General features: G+C 70.3%; 18 protein-coding genes. 10 read left to right on the top strand and 8 right to left on the bottom strand.

Annotation, left to right across the window (positions count from 1 at the left end):
• The 5 genes from OG381_RS19635 to OG381_RS19615 form a co-directional block, all read right to left on the bottom strand.
• Positions 1–888, bottom strand: coding sequence for a glycine betaine ABC transporter substrate-binding protein (locus OG381_RS19635; RefSeq protein WP_327722508.1), 888 nt, complete (start codon positions 886–888; stop codon positions 1–3).
• 74 nt (positions 889–962) lie between these two features.
• Entirely contained in the window at positions 963–1,772 is an 810-nt protein-coding gene (locus OG381_RS19630; RefSeq protein WP_443061914.1) for an ABC transporter permease, read from the bottom strand.
• The gene (locus OG381_RS19625; protein ID WP_327717380.1) at positions 1,769–3,001 is read right to left on the bottom strand and encodes a betaine/proline/choline family ABC transporter ATP-binding protein; all 1,233 of its coding nucleotides are present in this window, start codon (positions 2,999–3,001) and stop codon (positions 1,769–1,771) included. The genes OG381_RS19630 and OG381_RS19625 overlap by 4 nt, the downstream gene beginning before the upstream one ends.
• Positions 2,994–3,641: an ABC transporter permease gene (locus OG381_RS19620; RefSeq protein WP_327717379.1), complete on the bottom strand. Its 648-nt coding sequence runs from the start codon at positions 3,639–3,641 to the stop codon at positions 2,994–2,996. Before OG381_RS19620 ends, OG381_RS19625 begins: the two co-directional genes overlap by 8 nt.
• Before the next feature lie 18 nt (positions 3,642–3,659).
• The gene (locus OG381_RS19615; protein WP_327717378.1) at positions 3,660–4,139 is read right to left on the bottom strand and encodes an Lrp/AsnC family transcriptional regulator; all 480 of its coding nucleotides are present in this window, start codon (positions 4,137–4,139) and stop codon (positions 3,660–3,662) included.
• A gap of 127 nt (positions 4,140–4,266) precedes the next feature.
• On the opposite strand from OG381_RS19615, the gene hppD reads away from it, so the two are divergent.
• The 5 genes from hppD (at position 4,267) to nthA (ending at position 7,543) form a co-directional block, all read left to right on the top strand.
• On the top strand, positions 4,267–5,412 hold the full coding sequence (gene hppD / locus OG381_RS19610) for a 4-hydroxyphenylpyruvate dioxygenase (protein ID WP_327717377.1): 1,146 nt from the start codon (positions 4,267–4,269) through the stop codon (positions 5,410–5,412).
• A 117-nt stretch (positions 5,413–5,529) separates the two neighbouring features.
• The gene (locus OG381_RS19605) at positions 5,530–6,387 is read left to right on the top strand and encodes a phage baseplate protein (RefSeq protein ID WP_327717376.1); all 858 of its coding nucleotides are present in this window, start codon (positions 5,530–5,532) and stop codon (positions 6,385–6,387) included.
• A gap of 20 nt (positions 6,388–6,407) precedes the next feature.
• A complete protein-coding gene (locus tag OG381_RS19600; RefSeq protein ID WP_327717375.1) occupies positions 6,408–6,689 on the top strand; it encodes a hypothetical protein in 282 nt (93 codons plus the stop codon).
• A complete protein-coding gene (locus OG381_RS19595) occupies positions 6,682–6,969 on the top strand; it encodes an SH3-like domain-containing protein (protein ID WP_327717374.1) in 288 nt (95 codons plus the stop codon). Before OG381_RS19600 ends, OG381_RS19595 begins: the two co-directional genes overlap by 8 nt.
• The gene (gene nthA, locus OG381_RS19590) at positions 6,959–7,543 is read left to right on the top strand and encodes a nitrile hydratase subunit alpha (protein WP_327717373.1); all 585 of its coding nucleotides are present in this window, start codon (positions 6,959–6,961) and stop codon (positions 7,541–7,543) included. The genes OG381_RS19595 and nthA overlap by 11 nt, the downstream gene beginning before the upstream one ends.
• On the opposite strand, the gene OG381_RS19585 is transcribed toward nthA, so the two are convergent.
• On the bottom strand, positions 7,540–8,985 hold the full coding sequence (locus OG381_RS19585; RefSeq protein ID WP_327717372.1) for a tetratricopeptide repeat protein: 1,446 nt from the start codon (positions 8,983–8,985) through the stop codon (positions 7,540–7,542). The two genes, nthA and OG381_RS19585, sit on opposite strands and share 4 nt — an antisense overlap.
• A gap of 92 nt (positions 8,986–9,077) precedes the next feature.
• Here OG381_RS19585 and OG381_RS19580 point away from each other — a divergent pair, with 92 nt between their 5' ends.
• A complete protein-coding gene (locus OG381_RS19580) occupies positions 9,078–10,484 on the top strand; it encodes an FAD-binding oxidoreductase (RefSeq protein WP_327717371.1) in 1,407 nt (468 codons plus the stop codon).
• A 13-nt stretch (positions 10,485–10,497) separates the two neighbouring features.
• On the opposite strand, the gene OG381_RS19575 is transcribed toward OG381_RS19580, so the two are convergent.
• Entirely contained in the window at positions 10,498–10,971 is a 474-nt protein-coding gene (locus tag OG381_RS19575) for an SsgA family sporulation/cell division regulator (RefSeq protein ID WP_327717370.1), read from the bottom strand.
• Between the two features lie 212 nt (positions 10,972–11,183).
• On the opposite strand from OG381_RS19575, the gene OG381_RS19570 reads away from it, so the two are divergent.
• Complete coding sequence (locus OG381_RS19570) at positions 11,184–12,881, top strand: RDD family protein (protein ID WP_327717369.1); 1,698 nt, start codon at positions 11,184–11,186, stop codon at positions 12,879–12,881.
• 89 nt (positions 12,882–12,970) lie between these two features.
• Positions 12,971–13,651, top strand: coding sequence for an RDD family protein (locus OG381_RS19565; protein WP_327717368.1), 681 nt, complete (start codon positions 12,971–12,973; stop codon positions 13,649–13,651).
• 21 nt (positions 13,652–13,672) lie between these two features.
• Here OG381_RS19565 and OG381_RS19560 read toward each other — a convergent pair whose 3' ends face one another.
• Positions 13,673–13,963: a hypothetical protein gene (locus tag OG381_RS19560; RefSeq protein ID WP_307030078.1), complete on the bottom strand. Its 291-nt coding sequence runs from the start codon at positions 13,961–13,963 to the stop codon at positions 13,673–13,675.
• Between the two features lie 345 nt (positions 13,964–14,308).
• On the opposite strand from OG381_RS19560, the gene OG381_RS19555 reads away from it, so the two are divergent.
• Positions 14,309–16,645: an immune inhibitor A domain-containing protein gene (locus tag OG381_RS19555; protein WP_327717367.1), complete on the top strand. Its 2,337-nt coding sequence runs from the start codon at positions 14,309–14,311 to the stop codon at positions 16,643–16,645.
• Between the two features lie 121 nt (positions 16,646–16,766).
• Entirely contained in the window at positions 16,767–17,117 is a 351-nt protein-coding gene (locus OG381_RS19550) for a hypothetical protein (protein ID WP_327717366.1), read from the top strand.
• Positions 17,118–17,131: the final 14 nt, after the last annotated feature.

Here is a 17,131-nt window from a genome sequence, read left to right as displayed (position 1 = left end):
CTACTTCTCCTTCACGAACCCCTCCTCCTCCATCCAGTCCAGCGCGACCTGGTGCGGATCCTGCCCGTCCACGTCCACCTTGGCGTTCAGCTCCCGCGCGACCGTGTTGTCCAGCTTCCTCGTGACCGGGTCGAGGACCTCCGCGATCGCCGGCCACTTCTTCAGCGCCGCGGAGTTGATCGCGGGCGCCGCGTTGTAGTTGGGGAAGAACTTCCTGTCGTCGGCCATCACCGCGAGGTTCATGGACTTGATGCGGCCGTCGGTGGTGAAGACCTCGCCGTAGGTGCAACTGCCCTTCTGCACCTGGGTGTAGATGATCCCGGTGTCCATCTGGGTGATGTTCTTCGCCGGGACGCTCATCCCGTACGCCTTCTCCATGCCCGGCAGCCCGTCCGCGCGGTTGGCGAACTCGCCCTCCACACACAGGGTCACGGCCCCGGGGTCCGACTTCGACAGCGCCGCCACGTCCGACAGCGTCTTCGTGCCGTACTTCTCGAAGTTGGCCTGGTTCATCGCGAGCGCGTACGTGTTGTTGAGGGACGCCGGTGCCAGCCAGGTCAGCCCGTTGCTCAGGTCCGCCTTGCGTACCGCCTCCCACTGCTCCCGCGGGTCGTCGATGGGCTCGCTGTTGCCCTGGTACGTGATCCAGGCGGTGCCCGTGTACTCGTACATCCCGTCCGCGTCACCGGACTTGACCGCCTCCCGGGCCCCGATCGAGCCCTGGATGCCCGTCCGGTCCAGGACATCCGCCCCGGCCGCCTGGAACGCGATCCCCATGATCGCGCCGAGGATCAGCTGCTCGGTGAACTCCTTGGACGTGACGGTGAGGTCGGCGCCCTCGAGGGGCAGACCCCTGCCGATGGAGCCGGGCTCGACGTCGTCGACCATCGGTGAGCCGCTGGTGAGGCCGCAGGCGGAGGCCAGGACCAGTACGCCCGCCGTCGCCAGTACACCCGCGCGCTTCACGTCCCCACCTCCAGCCCGCGTGGTCTGAGGAGCAGTTCGGCAAGGGTCGCCAGCCAGTCCACCAGCAGGGCGAGGGAGACCGTGAGGATCGATCCCAGCATCAGCACCGGCATGCGCTGGGTGGTGATGCCGGTCGTGATCAGGACGCCCAGACCTCCTCCACCGCCGAAGGTCGCCAGTGTCGCGGTCCCGACGTTCAGCACCAGCGCCGTCCGGACGCCCGCCAGGATCAGCGGGACCGCCAGCGGCAGTTCGACGCGGGTGAGCACCCCCAGCGGGGACATGCCGATGCCCCGCGCCGCCTCCAGCAGGGTCGGGTCGTTGGCCTTCAGGCCCGCGACGGTGTTCGCGAGCACGGGCAGCACGGCGTAGATGATCATGCCGATCAGTGCCGCCCTCATGCCCGTGCCCAGCCAGATCACCAGCAGCGCCAGCAGACCGATCGCCGGTGTCGCCTGCCCCATGTTGGCGAACGCCATCGCCACCGGGGTCGCCGGGCGGAACATCCCGCGGGTCAGCAGGATGCCCAGCGGGATCGCGATGATCAGCACGAAGAACGTCGAGATCACCGTCAGCTGCACCTGCTGCCAAAGGGCCTTGGAGACCTGCCCGTTCGACAGGGCGTTCTCGGAGATCGGGTCCAGGTCCGCCTGCTGGAACCACAGCCAGGTCGCCAGCAGCACCGCCACCAGCACGGCGGGCAGAAAGGTCAGCTTCTGCCAGGTGACCCGCCGCCGGGCGGTGACCGGCGGTGGCGGCGCCTCCCGCTCCGTCGGCGCGTCCTCCTCCAGCTCGGGGATGCTCACGCCTTCTTCTCCCCTCCGTCGCCCTCCTGCTCGGCGTGCGTCTGGCGGGCGCGTGCCTCCTCCAGCTGGTGCTGGTGCTCCACGGCGTCCAGACGGTCGGCCTCCAGCAGCTCGTGCACGGAGTTCATGAGCGTCTCCATGTCCACGACGCCGGTGTACTCACCGCGCCGCCCGGTGACCGCGACCCGTCCCGCGTTGTCGGTGAGCACGGCTTCCAGGGCGTCCCGCAGGGTCGCGTCCCGGGTCACCGTGTCGTGCACCAGCGTCCCGGCCCGGGCCAGCGAGCCCTTCGCCCGCATCAGGTCCCCGCGCCTGAGCCACTTGTAGGGGCGCCCCCGCTTGTCGAGCAGCAGGATCTCGTTCGTACCGCTGACCCGGAGCCGGTTGAAGATGTCCTGGAGCGGGTCGTCGACGGTGACCGTCGGATAGTCGGTGATCTCCACGTCCCGTACGCGGGTGAGGTTGAGCCGCTTGAGAGCCGCCCCGGCCCCGACGAACCCGGACACGAAGTCGTCCGCCGGGTTGGTGAGGATCGCCTCCGGGGTGTCGAACTGCGCGATGTGCGAGCGTTCGCGCAGTACGGCGATCCGGTCGCCGAGTTTGATCGCCTCGTCGAAGTCGTGCGTGACGAAGACGATCGTCTTGTGCAGCTCGTGCTGGAGTCTGATCAGCTCGTCCTGGAGATGGTCACGGGTGATCGGGTCGACCGCGCCGAACGGCTCGTCCATCAGCAGGACGGGCGGGTCCGCCGCCAACGCCCGTGCGACGCCCACGCGTTGCTGCTGACCGCCGGAGAGCTGACGGGGGTAGCGGTCGTGGAACTCGCCGGGGTCGAGCCCCACGAGGTCCAGGAGCTCCTCGATACGGTCCTTGATCCGGGCCTTGCCCCAGCCGACCATCTTCGGCACCAGCGCGATGTTCTGCGCGACCGTCATGTGCGGGAACAGACCGGCCGACTGGATCGCGTAGCCCACCTTGCGGCGCAGCTTCACCGGATCGATGTCGGTGACGTCCTCGCCGCCGATGCGGATCCGGCCGCCGGTCGGCTCGATCAGCCGGTTGATCATCTTGAGGGTGGTCGACTTACCGCAGCCGGAGGGGCCGACGAAGATGACGATCTCGCCCGCCTTGATCTCCATGGTGACGTTGTCGACGGCAGGCTGTGGACTGCCGGGATACCTCTTGGTCAGGTTCTCCAGCTCGATGGAGGCGCCGGAGGTGTCAGACACGGATCCCCCTGGGAATGGTCAGCCGTCCGATCAGGACGTACGCGGCGTCGAACAGCAGGGCCAGGACGATGATCCCGAGCGTGCCCGCGAGCACCTGGTTGAGGGCGTTCTTGCTGCCCAGGGAGGCGATGCCGCGGAAGATCTCGTTGCCGAGGCCGGGCCCGGAGGCGTAGGCGGCGATGGCGGCGATGCCCATCAGCATCTGCGTGGAGACCCGGATGCCGGTCAGGATCGGCGGCCAGGCCAGCGGCAGCTCGACCCGCACGAGCCGCGTCAGCCGGGACATCCCGATGCCCGTCGCCGCGTCCACCAGTGACGGGTCGACGCCGCGCAGGCCGACGATCGCGTTGCGCACGATCGGCAGCAGGCCGTACAGGGTCAGCGCGATCACCGTGGGCGGCACACCCAGGCCGACCATCGGGATGAGCAGACCGATCATGGCCAGCGACGGGATGGTCAGGAGGGTCGAGGTGGCCGTCGTGGCGAGGTTGCCGGCCCAGTCGCTGCGATAGGTGACCACACCGATCAGGACCCCGATCACGGTTGCCACGACCATGCACTGGAACACGGCGCTCGCGTGCTGGTAGGCGTCCGTGAGCAGCTGCTGATGGCGGTTGCCCAGGTACTCCCAGAACGTCACGCGGTCACCCCATGGCAGCTAGGTCCTCTCCTGGTCCTCGGCCGCCTGCTCCACCAGCGGGATGATCCGCAGCGGAACGGGGTTCTCCATGACGATCGCCGTGGCGGCCCGGACAATGCCATCAAAACCGACAACCAGGTCGATCACCCGCTGGAGATCGGCGTTCGACCTGGCCACGAGACGGCACAGCATGTCCCCGCTGCCGGTCGTGGTGTGCAGCTCCAGGACCTCCGGCACGCCCGCCAAGTGCGCCCGTACGTCCGCCCCTTGCCCCTGCCGGATCTCCAGCGTGGCGAACGCGGTCACCGGATAGCCGAGCGCGGCCGGATCCACCTGCGGCCCGAATCCCCGGATGACGCCATTCGACTGAAGCCGGTCCAGCCGCGCCTGCACGGTCCCGCGCGCCACCCCCAGCCGCCGGGACATCTCCAGCACCCCGATCCGCGGCTCCCGCGCCAGCAGCACGATGATCCGCCCGTCCAGTCCGTCGATCCCCACGAGTGCCGCCCCTTCCCGGTGGTCATCCTGTACAGAGAGCCCGCCGGAACCGGCCCGGCACTGGTCATATTGCACACCAGAAACGCAAACTATTGCGCACCTTGCCGCCACGGAGAAGGCTGCCGCTATGACGCAGACCACTCACCACACTCCCGACACCGCCCGGCAGGCCGATCCCTTCCCGGTCAAGGGAATGGACGCGGTCGTCTTCGCCGTGGGCAACGCCAAGCAGGCGGCGCACTACTACTCCACCGCCTTCGGCATGAAGCTGGTCGCCTACTCCGGACCGGAGAACGGCAGCCGCGAGACCGCGAGCTACGTCCTGGAGAACGGCTCCGCCCGCTTCGTGCTCACCTCGGTGATCAAGCCCGCCACCACCTGGGGCCACTTCCTCGCCCAGCACGTCGCCGAGCACGGCGACGGCGTGATCGACCTCGCCATCGAGGTCCCGGACGCCCGCGCCGCGTACGCCTACGCGCTGGAGCACGGCGCCCGCTCGGTCGCCGAGCCGTACGAGCTGAAGGACGAGCACGGCACCGTCGTACTGGCCGCGATCGCCACGTACGGCGAGACCCGCCACACCCTCGTCGAGCGCTCCGGCTACGACGGCCCCTACCTCCCCGGCTACACCGCGGCGGCCCCGCTCGTCCAGCCGCCCGCCCACCGCACCTTCCAGGCCATCGACCACTGCGTCGGCAACGTCGAGCTCGGCCGGATGAACGAGTGGGTCGGCTTCTACAACAAGGTCATGGGCTTCACGAACATGAAGGAGTTCGTGGGCGACGACATCGCCACCGAGTACAGCGCGCTGATGTCGAAGGTCGTCGCGGACGGCACCCTCAAGGTCAAGTTCCCGATCAACGAGCCCGCCATCGCCAAGAAGAAGTCCCAGATCGACGAGTACCTGGAGTTCTACGGCGGTGCGGGCGTCCAGCACATCGCGCTCAACACCAACGACATCGTCGAGACCGTACGGACCATGCGGGCGGCCGGAGTCCAGTTCCTCGACACCCCGGACTCCTACTACGACACCCTCGGCGAATGGGTCGGCGACACCCGCGTGCCCGTCGACACCCTGCGCGAACTGAAGATCCTCGCCGACCGCGACGAGGACGGCTACCTGCTCCAGATCTTCACCAAGCCGGTCCAGGACAAGCCGACCGTGTTCTTCGAACTCATCGAGCGGCACGGCTCGATGGGCTTCGGCAAGGGCAACTTCAAGGCCCTCTTCGAGGCGATCGAGCGGGAGCAGGAGCGACGCGGAAACCTGTGAATCTCAGGTAAATCCACAAGCGCTTTCGCAGAACCTTGAAACCAGTGAACGGGAGTTGACACTCTCTGGTCCTGTGGACGCCATCGGGGCGTCCGCAGGACCCTGGGGACACCGATCGTGACCGACCGCATCGACCTCGACGTACCGGCGACCCGCTGGCTGAAGGAGAAGGCCCTCAAGGAGGGCACGGTCCTGCAGTCCTTCGCCTTCGACGAGGTGCACCAGCACCTGTACGTCCTCCAGGTGCGCCGCGGCGGCATCGGCGCGGGCAATCTGTGCCTCAACAAGCTCGACCACGACGGCAAACTGCTCGGCAGCATGAACCTCCAGGGCTTCGGGCACGGCGTCAGCATGGGTGTGCAGAACGCCGCCGACGGCAAGGTCTGGATCTGGACCGAGGCCGACGCCAAGGGCGGCTACGGCCAGGGCGTCACCCGCTTCCAGTTCAAGAACGGCGCCACCCGCACTGGCGAGGACGTCAAGATACGCAAGCCGATACCCGGGTCCACCAACAACCAGCCCTCGGTCTGCATGGCCTCGCAGCGCATCGCCGTCCGCTACCGCGTCAAGGGCAAGCCGCGCTACCGGATCTGGGACCTCGACGCCTTCGTCGCCCGCGAGTACGACCACCCCGTCGCCGACATCGCCCAGCCCGCCGCGCACCCCGACAGGACGATCCCCTTCCAGGGCTACGCCCTGCACCGCGACCACATCTACCAGCTCGCCGGGACGGCCTACGACGCCGAGACCAACCCGCCCGCCGAGCACGGCAACGCCTACCTCTCCAGCGTCGACATCACCACCGGCGAGCTGGTCCAGCGGCTGCGCACCGAGGCCGGCCGCTCCCTCACCTACCGCGAGCCCGAGGGCGTCGCCGTCCGCCGCAAGGGCGGCACGCGGCTGTATCTGGGCCTCGCCTCCGGGACGGTCGGGGAACGCAGGTTCTCCCTGTACTACAAGAAGCCGAAGCAGTAGGGCGCACGTACGCTGGCCGCATGGCCAGGATCAACGACGTCGGCGGCACCCAGGGCTTCGGCCCCCTCGACACCACCGACGACACCGAGCCCTTCCACGCGGACTGGGAGGCGCGGGTCGTCGGCCTCTTCAACACCCTGCGCGGTCAAGGGCTCTTCAACACCAACGAGTTCCGCGACGCGATCGAGTCGATGCCGCCCGCGGAGTACCTGGCGGCGTCGTACTACGAACGCTGGTTCACCGCGATCTGCGCGCTCCTGGAACGCAAGGGTGTGCTCGGGCCGGGTGAGCTGGATGACTGACCGCTTCCCGCCCGGCACCCGGGTGCGCACCTTCCCGCACGACCCGCCGCACCACACCCGGCTGCCCCGGTACGCGCGCGGCAAGCGGGGCGTGATCGTCGAGCCGGAGGGCCCCGACGAACTCCCCGACATCAGCGCACAGGGGCGCGGCGACGCGCCGGTCGAGCAGATCTACGCCGTCCGCTTCCAGGCCCGTGACCTGTGGGGCGAGGGCGACCATCACGTCGTACTGGATCTGTGGGAAAGCTATCTGGAGGAGGACCGCGCCGATGAGCGGTGACCACCACGCCGACGCGACGATCGCCCGCCGGGTCCGCCGGCTGGAGACCCTGCTGGAGGAGAAGGGCGTGATCACCGGCGAGAAGGTGGACGAGGCGATCGACGCCTTCCTCGCCGCGTCCTCACCGGCGAACGGGGCGAAGGTCGTCGCCCGCGCCTGGACCGACGAGGCGTACAAGGCGCGACTGCTGGCCGACGGGACCGCCGCCGTACGGGAGTTGGGCTACATGGACGGCTCCTACCAGCGGCTGCGCGTCGTCGAGAACACGGCGAGCACCCACAACGTGATCGTCTGCACCCTCTGCTCCTGCTACCCGCTGCGCCTCCTCGGCCCGTCCCCGAGCTGGTACAAGTCCGAGGCCTACCGCTCCCGCGTGGTCCGTGAACCCCGCCAGGTGCTGCGGGAGTTCGGACTCGAACTGCCCGACTCCACGGACATCACGGTGTGGGACTCCAGCGCCGAGTCCCGCTACATGGTGCTGCCCCGCAGACCCGAGGCGACCGACGGGCTCGGGGAGGACGAACTGGCGGCGCTGGTCACGCGCAACGCCTTGATCGGCACCGCCGCGGTCTAGGACTCCGACTCCGTGTCCGTCTCCGCCTTCGCGTCCATCACCGGCAGCTCCTCGACCGACGGCTCACCCAACGCCGTCAACGCCTCCCGGGCCGTCCGCACCAGCAGCGGCGAGAAGTACGGGTTGATCCGCAGCGCCTCCTGGAGGTGCCGCCGGGCCGGCCCGTACTTCTCCAAGTCCCGCTCGATCATGCCCCGGTGATACGCGTGCAGCGCACTGCGCACCCCGCCCCCGTGCACCGTGTCCGTCGCCCGCACCGCGTACCGCAGCGCCTCCTCGTCCTGACCGGCCCGGTGCAGCGCCCACCCCAGCGCGTCGGCCACCGCGATCCCGGGCTGGCGCCGCCACTCCGCCCGCAACCGCTGTACGGCCGCCTGTGGATCCCCGTGGTCCGCCTCGAACACCCCCAGCACCAGCTCCTCGTCGGCCCCGCCCGCCGCGGCACCGCGCACCCGCGCCCGCAACAGGTCGTACTGGACCTGGGCCGCCTGCCGCAGCCCCAGCGACTCGTGCAACTCGCCCAGTTCCAGGGCGTACTGCGGATGCGGCTGCTTGGCCAGCGCCATCCGGTACGCGCTCAGCGCCTCCGAGGTCCGCCCCAGCGCCGCCAGCACCCGCCCCTGCCCGGCCTGCGCGGCCCGCTGGTCGGGGTCGATGCGCACCGCCTCCTGGAAGTGCCGCAGCGCCGGCTCACGGTCACCGCGCTCCCAGGCCAGCTGCCCCACCCGCTCCAGATACGCGGCCCGTTCCGCGGGGGCCTCGGCGCCCGCCGCCGCGTCGGAGAGCTGCGCCATCGCGTCCTCGCGCCAGCCCCGGTCCCGGTACACGGCCCCGGCCCGCGCCATCACGGCCGGTCCGCCGCGCAGCCCCTGGAGCCGCTCCAGAGTCCGCTCCGTCGCCTTCCAGTCGCCGAGCCCGGTGTAGGCGTCGAGCAGCGGCGGATACGTCGTCCAGCGCTTCGGATCCAGCTTCAGCGCGGCCTCGCCCCACTTCTTCGCGGCCCGGAAGTCCCGCCGTGCGTTCGCCAGCGCGGCTAGCCCGCCGAGCGCCTCGGCGTTCCCCTCGGCCCGCACCCTCAGCGACGTACGCAGCGCGTTGTCCGCCTTCGGGTAGTACGCCGGTTCCGCCGTCCGCCGCCCCTGCTCGACATAAGCCGCCCCGAGCACCGCCCACGACTCGGCGTCCCGCGGATGCCGCCGCAGATGCGTCTCCCGCTCACCGATCAGAGCCGCGAGGTCCGGCAGCGCGGCCGCCACCCCCGTGCTGACCGCCGCCCGTGCCTGCGCCCCCGGAGCGGGCGGCGCGGGCGCCTTCGGGCCCGGCGGCCGCAAGGGCAGCACCATCAGCGTCCCGCCCAGCACCAGACACCCGGCGACGGCCGCGATCACCACCCGCCCCGCGACACGCGAACGCCGGGGGGCCGCCTCCTCATGGTTCTCCATGGCGATCACTGTGCGTCAATACGACGACCACACCCGGTCAGGCGACGGTTGCCGCAGACGGGGTTCACACCGATGGACCCAGGTGCGACGCTGTGATCATGAGCCGTATCGAAGCGCCTCGCGACGAACAGACAGGGAACCTGGCCGACCGTCTCCTGAGCGGTCTGCCCGCCGAGGCCGTCCTGACCGACCCGGACGTCACGGCCTCCTACGCCAACGACATGGCCAGCTTCTGCCCGGCCGGCGCCCCCGCCGTGGTCGTCCTGCCCCGCACGGTCGAGCAGGTGCGGCACGTCATGCGCACCGCCACCGAGCTGCGCGTCCCCGTCGTCCCGCAGGGCGCCCGCACGGGCCTGTCCGGCGGCGCCAACGCCACCGACGGCTGCATCGTGCTGTCCCTGACGAAGATGGACCGCATCCTCGAGATCAACCCCGTCGACCGCATCGCGGTGGTCGAGCCCGGCGTCATCAACGCCACCCTCTCCCGCGCGGTCAACGAGCACGGCCTCTACTACCCGCCGGACCCCTCCAGCTGGGAGATGTGCACCATCGGCGGCAACATCGGCACCGCCTCCGGCGGACTGTGCTGTGTGAAGTACGGGGTGACGGCGGAGTACGTCCTCGGTCTGGACGTGGTCCTGGCGGACGGCCGCCTGATGTCCACCGGCCGCCGGACCGCCAAGGGCGTCGCCGGATACGACCTGACCCGCCTGTTCGTCGGCTCGGAAGGCTCCCTCGGCATCGTCGTCGGGGCGACCCTGGCCCTGCGCCCGCAGCCGCCCGAGCAGCTGGTGCTGGCCGCCGAGTTCGCGTCCGGCGCGGCCGCCTGCGACGCGGTGTGCCGGATCATGGAGGGCGGGCATGTGCCGTCCCTCCTCGAACTGATGGACCGTACGACGGTCAAGGCCGTCAACGACCTCGCCCACATGGGACTCCCGGAGAGCACCGAGGCCCTGCTGCTCGCCGCCTTCGACACCACCGACCCGGCCGCCGACCTCGCCGCCCTCGGCGCGCTGTGCGAGGCGGCCGGCGCCACACAGGTCGTACCCGCAGACGACGCCGCCGAGTCCGAACTCCTCCTCCAAGCCCGCCGCCTGTCGCTCACCGCCCTCGAAGCCGTCAAGGGCACCACGATGATCGACGACGTGTGCGTGCCCCGCTCCCGGCTCGGCGCGATGCTCGAAGGGACCGAGCGGATCGCCGAGAAGTACCAGCTCACCATCGGCGTCGTCGCGCACGCCGGCGACGGCAACACCCACCCCACCGTCTGCTTCGACGCGTCCGACCCCGACGAGTCCCGGCGCGCCCGCGAGTCCTTCGACGAGATCATGGCCCTCGGCCTGGAACTCGGCGGCACGATCACCGGCGAACACGGCGTGGGCGTCCTGAAGAAGGAGTGGCTGGCGCGCGAGATCGGCCCGGTGGGCGTGGAGATGCAGCGGCAGATCAAGCAGGTCTTCGATCCGCTGGGGATCCTGAACCCCGGCAAGCTCTTCTGACGTCCGTACGCGATCACTCCCCGTCCTTCGACTCGTCGCTCGGCCACGGGTCGCGCAGCCACAGGTCGTCGGCGGGCGTCGGGGCGAGCAGGTCCGCCAGGGCCTCGTCGAGACCGAGCTGCTCGCCCTCAGACCCCGGGGGCACCACCCGCAGCGTCCGCTCCAGCCAGGCCGACACCTGGGCCGCGGGCGCCTCCAGGAGGGCGTCCCCGTCGGGCGAGCTCAGCGCCATCAGGACGACACTGCGGCCGTCCACCTTCGTCGGCCACACCCGCACGTCCCCGTGCCCGCACGGCCGGAACACCCCCTCCACCAGGAGCTCGCGGGCGAACGTCCAGTGCACCGGGTGGTCGGAGCCGATGTGGAAGGCGACGTGGACGGCGTACGGGTCGTCGGAGCGATAGCTGAGCCGGGCCGGGACCGGGATGCTGCGCTCGGGCGACAGAATGAGCTTGAGCTCCAGCTCGCGCTCTACCACGGTGTGCATGTCGCGTGTTCCCCTCTCGTTCTCTGTCTCGTACGAGTGGAGAGAGGCGGTGCGGCCGGAACCATTACGCGGGTTCGGAAAACTTTTTTCCCGGGGGTTCAGGACGTTGCCCAAAAGGGGTGGGTCCGGTGGGACTGGCGGTGGGGGCGCAGCCGGTCTGATAGATGTGGAGCCCCCCATATTCACCCCCGAGCAGATACGGGACGACGGACATGAGCGCCCCAACCCCGGCCCCCGGTGACGACAGGCCCCGCGAAGGGTATTACCCGGACCCGTCCATTCCTGGATATGTCCGGTTCTGGAACGGTGCCGCCTGGGTGCCGGGCACGAGCCGGCCGGCCCCGTCGGACGGCGAGGCCCCGGCGTCCCCGGCCGCCGCGCCGGTGGAGGAGACGGGCCCGCACTTCTTCGACGAGGACCCGCCGCCCGCGTCCCACCCGTCCGACGCCCAGCACGGCAGCCGTCCCGAACCCGCGTCCGCCTGGGGCGCCGACCGCTCCCGTCAGTCCGGCTTCGGCGGCGACCAGGACCGCCGGGTCTCCTGGGGCGCAGAGGCGGGCACCGACCCCCGCGTCCCGTCGGACACGACGAGCGGCGACGGCACGGCGACGATCCCGCCCGCCGAGTCCGACCGGCCGGCCTCGGGCAACACGTTCGTCTTCCGCAGGCCGACCCCCGGGGGAGCGGCCCCGTCCGCCCCGGGCACGGCACCGCAGGGCGGCCCCGCGCCGGGCGCCTCCGGTGGCCCGGCCTTCAGCGCCCCGGGCTCGGGTGGCCCGGGTGCGCCAAGCCCTCACGGTCCCTCCGCCTCCGGCCCCGGTGCTCCCGGCGGCCCCGCCTTCAGCGGTCCCGGCTCGGGCGGCCCGGGTGCGCCAAGCGCCCAGGGCCCCTCCGCCTCCGGGCCCGGTGCTTCCGGAGGCCCCGCCTTCGGTGGTGCGGGCTCCTCCGGTGGCGCAACTCCCGGTGTTCCCGCTCCCGGTGGCCCCGTCGCCGACGAGGGGACCATGACCTTCCGGGCGCTCGCCCCGCGCACGCCTCAGCAGGGTGGGGCGCAGGGCGGAGGCACGGGCGGCGCACGGTCCGACGGTGCGGCGGGCGGCTTCGGTGCCCAGCCCGCGGCCGGCCCCGGCTTCGGCGCGGGCAAGGCAGCCGCCGACCGCGTCGCCCCCGCGCAGGCCGGTGTCCAGGGCGCCGTCGGACAGGCGGCCTCCGCCGGTCCCTCCGGCCCGCAGCAGGCGGCTCCGCAGGCCCCGGCCGCCGCCGTCCCCCAGCAGTCCACCCCCATGGCCGGCGGCGTCGGCGGCGGCCAGGCCTCCTGGGCCCAGCAGGTGCACCGTCTCGCCGCTCCTACCGGCGAGGACCAGCCCGTCGCGCCCTGGAAGCCGCCCGTGGAGGACGTCTTCCAGGCCGCCGCCCGGCGACAGGCCTCCGCCCGCCCCGCGGGCCTCGGCAAGCGGCTGACCGCCCGGCTGCTGGACACGGTCGTCCTCGTCGGCGTCACCGGCGCGGCCGCCGTCCCGCTCGGCACCCGGGCGCTGGACCACGTCAACGAGAAGATCGACGCGGCCAAGCTCTCCGGCGAGACCGTCACCGTCTGGCTCCTGGACGGCACGACCTCCGCCTACCTCGGCATCGTCCTCGCCGTCCTCCTCGTCTTCGGCGTCCTCTACGAGGCGCTGCCCACCGCCAAGTGGGGCCGCACCCTCGGCAAGAAGCTGCTCGGACTGGAGGTGCGGGACATCGAGGGCGGCGAGCCCCCGACGTTCGGCGCGGCCCTGCGCCGCTGGCTCGTCTACAGCGTCCCCGGTCTGCTCGCGATCGGTGTCGTGGGCGTCGTCTGGGGCCTGTTCGACAAGCCGTGGCGCCAGTGCTGGCACGACAAGGCCGCACATACGTTCGTAGCGGGATAGTCCCGTACGGCACCAGGGCCACCGGATTCCGTACCCCGGACGGCCGCTCGCCGGATGCGGAGCCGTGGGGATCGCGGTCGACTCGGGCCATGAGCAGCGAACCGCCCCCCGGCTCCGGCCAGCAGCCGCCGGAAGACGACCCGTTCAGGAAGCAGCCCCCGTCGTCGGGCGACGAGGGTTCCCCGTACGGCAGTCAGCCCCCACCGTCAGGGGACGCGGGCCCGCCGTACGGCAGTCAGCCCCCGCCGTACGGAGGCGGCAGCCCCTACGGCGGCGGTGACCCGTACGGCGGCGGCTCGTACCCGAACGACCCGCTCGCCGGCATGCCCCCGCTCGCCGACAGCGGCAAGCGCACGCTCGCCCGGATCATCGACATGATCCTCGTCGCGATCGTCGTCTGGCTGCTCACCTGGGGCTTCAACGTCAACGAGTACGACGTGGACCCCGACAAGGTCGAGTACGGCAAGTCCTTCACGCAGTCGCTCATCACGGCCGTGCTCTACATCGCGTACGACACCGTCATGATCAGCCGCTCCGGCCAGACGCTCGGTAAGAGGTGGCTCGGGATGCGGGTGGCGAACCTCGAGAACGGCTCCACGCCCTCCGTGCAGACCACGCTGACGCGTTCGGCGGTGCTGTGGATCCCGTTCGCGTTCTGCTGCGCCTGTGTCTGGACCGCCATCGCGGGCGGCTGGAGCTTCTTCGACAAGCCCTACAAGCAGGGCCTGCACGACAAGGCGGCGAAGACGGTGGTGGTCAGCACCAACTGACCACCGGGGACCGTCGGTTCATCAGGAGGCGGCGCGCTCGTGCACCGGCTCGGTCGCCAGGACGGTGACCGACGCCGGTACGGGCGTCTGTGCCGTCTCCGCTGTCTCGGTGGCGGGCTTGCGCACCGCGACCACGCGGGCCTTGGGGATGGGAACCGTCATGGCGACGAGCAGCCCGAGGGCGAGCGCCGCGACGGTGATGACCGCGATCCCCAGACCCGAACTCGTCTGTGACAGCAGCAGCATGGCGAGCGTCGAGAAGATCACGGTGAACGAACCGTAGGCGAGCTGTGCGGCAGTCGGACGAGGCATGGCAATCGTGTCCTCGGAAGTGGGGGTCCACGGGGGTGTCGGCCTGGCTTTCCGCCGTTTTGGGGCGTTCCGCCGAATGACTCTAATCGCGTGCATGCCCGAGCGGAACGAACGGTAAGCGTGACCTAACCAACAGTACCGGTGCATGGGGGGCGCACGGAGTCATGGCGTCCACGAAGTGGACACGCGCGAGCGCCGGTCGAGGGCGGCTCGGGATGTTCTCGAGGTGTTCGTAAAGCGGACGTCAGGTCCGCATAGTGCAGTTGTCCTGTTCAAGTCAAGGTCTGTCTTTTCTTCTGAACCTCTAGTCAAATGCCGTCACTTGACTAGGGGAGGAAGACTCAGGTGCCCAGCAGACCCTGGACGTTCAGAGCAGCCGCGACCACCGTCGCACTGGCCGCCGCGACGGCGACCATCTCGACCTTCGCCGTCGCGCAGGCCGACACCACCGCGACACCGGCCGCGGCGCACCGCACCGATCCGCAGCCGGCGAAGACCACACAGGAGCACGACTTCGACGGCCCGCTCTCCCGGACCCAGGAGGCGCAGCGCGAAGAGGCGCTGAAGCAGGTCATATCCGGCGCCGCCACGGTCAAGAACCGTGACGGCTCCCAGGTCGTCGAGCTCAAGAGCCGCAAGGGCGACAGCAAGTACGTCGAACTGGGCCGCGAGCAGACCGACAAGATCTTCACGATCCTCGTCGAGTTCGGCGATCGGACGGACCCCCGCTACGGCGGCACGCCCGGCCCCGCGCACAACGAGATAGCCCAGCCGGACCGTGCCCAGGACAACAGCACGGCCTGGCAGCCGGATTACAACAAGGCCCACTTCGAGGACCTCTACTTCGGCGACGGCACCGCGTCGATGAAGACCTACTACGAGAAGCAGTCCTCGGGCCGCTACTCGGTCGAGGGCGAGGTCACCGACTGGGTCAAGGTCCCCTACAACGAGGCCCGTTACGGCTCCAACTCCTGTGACACCTGCGCGTGGAACGCGGTCCAGGACGGCGTCACGGCATGGGTCGCCCAGCAGAAGGCGGCGGGGCGCACCGAGGCCGAGATCAAGGCGGACATCGCCGAGTTCGACCAGTGGGACCGCTACGACTTCGACGGCGACGGCGACTTCAACGAGTCCGACGGCTACATCGACCACTTCCAGATCGTGCACGCCGGCGAGGACGAGTCCGCGGGCGGCGGCGCCCAGGGCGAGGACGCCATCTGGGCCCACCGCTGGTACGCGTTCGGTACCGACTCCGGCGCCACCGGCCCTTCGGGCAACCTGCTCGGCGGCACCCAGATCGGCGACACCGGCATCTGGGTCGGCGACTACACCATCCAGCCGGAGAACGGCGGACTCGGCGTCTTCGCCCACGAGTACGGCCACGACCTCGGTCTGCCGGACCACTACGACACCTCCGGCGGCGAGAACTCCACCGGTTTCTGGACCCTGATGTCCTCCGGTTCCTGGCTCGGCACCGGCAAGGACACCATCGGGGACATGCCCGGTGACATGACCGCCTGGGACAAGCTGCAACTGGGCTGGCTGGACTACGACGTGGCGAAGGCCGCGACCAAGTCCAAGCACAAGCTCGGTGTCGCCGAGTACAACACCAAGAACAAGCAGGCGCTCGTCGTCGAGCTGCCCGAGAAGGCGGTCACCACCGAGATCGTGGCCCCCGCCCAGGGCGCCACCCAGTGGTGGAGCGGCAGCGGCAACAGCCTGCGGAACACGCTGACCCGTTCCGTCGACCTCACCGGCAAGTCCGCGGCGACACTGAGCCTGGACGGCTGGTGGGCCACCGAGGCGAGCTTCGACTTCGTCTACACCGAGGTCTCCACCGACGGCGGCACCACCTGGAAGGCGATCGACGGCACCGCGGACGGCGCGGCCCTCCCGCGCGACGCCAGCGGCCAGCCGACGCTCACCGGCTTCTCGGAGACGTACAAGAAGCTGTCCTTCCCGCTCGACGCCTACGCGGGCCAGAAGATCGGCCTGCGCTTCCGCTACTCGACCGACGGCGGCGTGGCCGGCAAGGGCTTCGCGGCGGACCGGATCACCGTGACGGCCGACGGTGCCGCCCTGTTCGCCGACGACGCCGAGACCGCGGACGCGGCCTGGACGGCGAGCGGCTTCACCCGTGTCGGCGCGACCGTCACGGACGACTTCGCGCAGTACTACATCGCCGAGAACCGCCAGTACGTGTCGTACGACCGGACGTTGAAGGTCGGCCCGTACAACTTCGGCTTCTCCACGACCCGTCCGAGCTGGGTGGAGCACTTCCCGTACCAGAACGGTCTGTTGATCTGGAAGTGGGACACCTCCCAGGTGGACAACAACACCAGCGAGCACCCCGGCGTCGGTCTGCTGCTGCCGGTCGACTCGCACCCGACGGCGCTGAAGTGGTCCGACGGCACCGCGATGCGCAGCCGCATCCAGGCGTACGACTCGCCCTTCAGCCTGTTCCGCACGGACGGCATCACGCTGCACAACGCGGACGTCGCGAAGAGGATCCCGTCGTCGAAGGGGGTGTCGGTCTTCAACGATCACACCAGCACGTACTACGACGCGACGACCCCGTTCGCGGGCGTGAAGCTCACTGACACCAACACCAAGATCAAGATTGTCAAGGAGGCCAAGAACGGCTCGACGATCTCGCTCGAAGTGGGTCGCGCGGTGAAGTAGTCGGCATTTGCGCAGGTCAGAAGCGAATCGGCGGTGACCCCTGGCGGGTCGCCGCCGATCGTGTTTAGGTGCGTCCTGATGGCTTTCTTATTGACACCGGTGCACACGGGGGTGTGACTGCATGGCCGCAGGAGGTTTCTGCAAGCTGCCGACAGGCAGCGTGGTGGTGGCGCTGAACCTGCCCAGACCCGCCACCGACGGCACGGGCTGCGTCCGTGTCCTCGTCCACGCCCGCAACCGCGCACGAGCCCTGACCAGGCTGCGCAATCTGGGCCTGCGGGCGGTCTACCTGCGGGGCAACGCGGCCCCGCCGACCCCGGACGAGGTGACGGCCGTCCTGCACCATCCGGACGGCCTGATATGGCGTACGGCCCCTGACAACGCTGTCGCGGCGGTGCCGGGACCGGAGCTGCCCCAGGAGCTGTGGCACCCGATCAGGGCGCTGATCAGGAGGCCGACGGCGCCGGCCTAGCCACCGGACGCCGG

The organism is Streptomyces sp. NBC_00490, assembly GCF_036013645.1.
Lineage (GTDB): Bacteria > Actinomycetota > Actinomycetes > Streptomycetales > Streptomycetaceae > Streptomyces > Streptomyces canus_F.
This window is presented reverse-complemented; position numbering and strand designations above follow the sequence as displayed.

What these genes read in the sequence shown, in the direction of transcription:
- OG381_RS19635 (WP_327722508.1), bottom strand. Translation starts at nt 888, where the DNA reads ATGGTCGACGACGTCGAGCCCGGCTCCATCGGCAGGGGTCTGCCCCTC.
- hppD (WP_327717377.1), top strand. Translation starts at nt 4,267, where the DNA reads ATGACGCAGACCACTCACCACACTCCCGACACCGCCCGGCAGGCCGAT.
- OG381_RS19600 (WP_327717375.1), top strand. Translation starts at nt 6,408, where the DNA reads ATGGCCAGGATCAACGACGTCGGCGGCACCCAGGGCTTCGGCCCCCTC.
- OG381_RS19595 (WP_327717374.1), top strand. Translation starts at nt 6,682, where the DNA reads ATGACTGACCGCTTCCCGCCCGGCACCCGGGTGCGCACCTTCCCGCAC.
- nthA (WP_327717373.1), top strand. Translation starts at nt 6,959, where the DNA reads ATGAGCGGTGACCACCACGCCGACGCGACGATCGCCCGCCGGGTCCGC.
- OG381_RS19585 (WP_327717372.1), bottom strand. Translation starts at nt 8,985, where the DNA reads ATGGAGAACCATGAGGAGGCGGCCCCCCGGCGTTCGCGTGTCGCGGGG.
- OG381_RS19575 (WP_327717370.1), bottom strand. Translation starts at nt 10,971, where the DNA reads ATGCACACCGTGGTAGAGCGCGAGCTGGAGCTCAAGCTCATTCTGTCG.
- OG381_RS19570 (WP_327717369.1), top strand. Translation starts at nt 11,184, where the DNA reads ATGAGCGCCCCAACCCCGGCCCCCGGTGACGACAGGCCCCGCGAAGGG.
- OG381_RS19565 (WP_327717368.1), top strand. Translation starts at nt 12,971, where the DNA reads ATGAGCAGCGAACCGCCCCCCGGCTCCGGCCAGCAGCCGCCGGAAGAC.
- OG381_RS19560 (WP_307030078.1), bottom strand. Translation starts at nt 13,963, where the DNA reads ATGCCTCGTCCGACTGCCGCACAGCTCGCCTACGGTTCGTTCACCGTG.
- OG381_RS19550 (WP_327717366.1), top strand. Translation starts at nt 16,767, where the DNA reads ATGGCCGCAGGAGGTTTCTGCAAGCTGCCGACAGGCAGCGTGGTGGTG.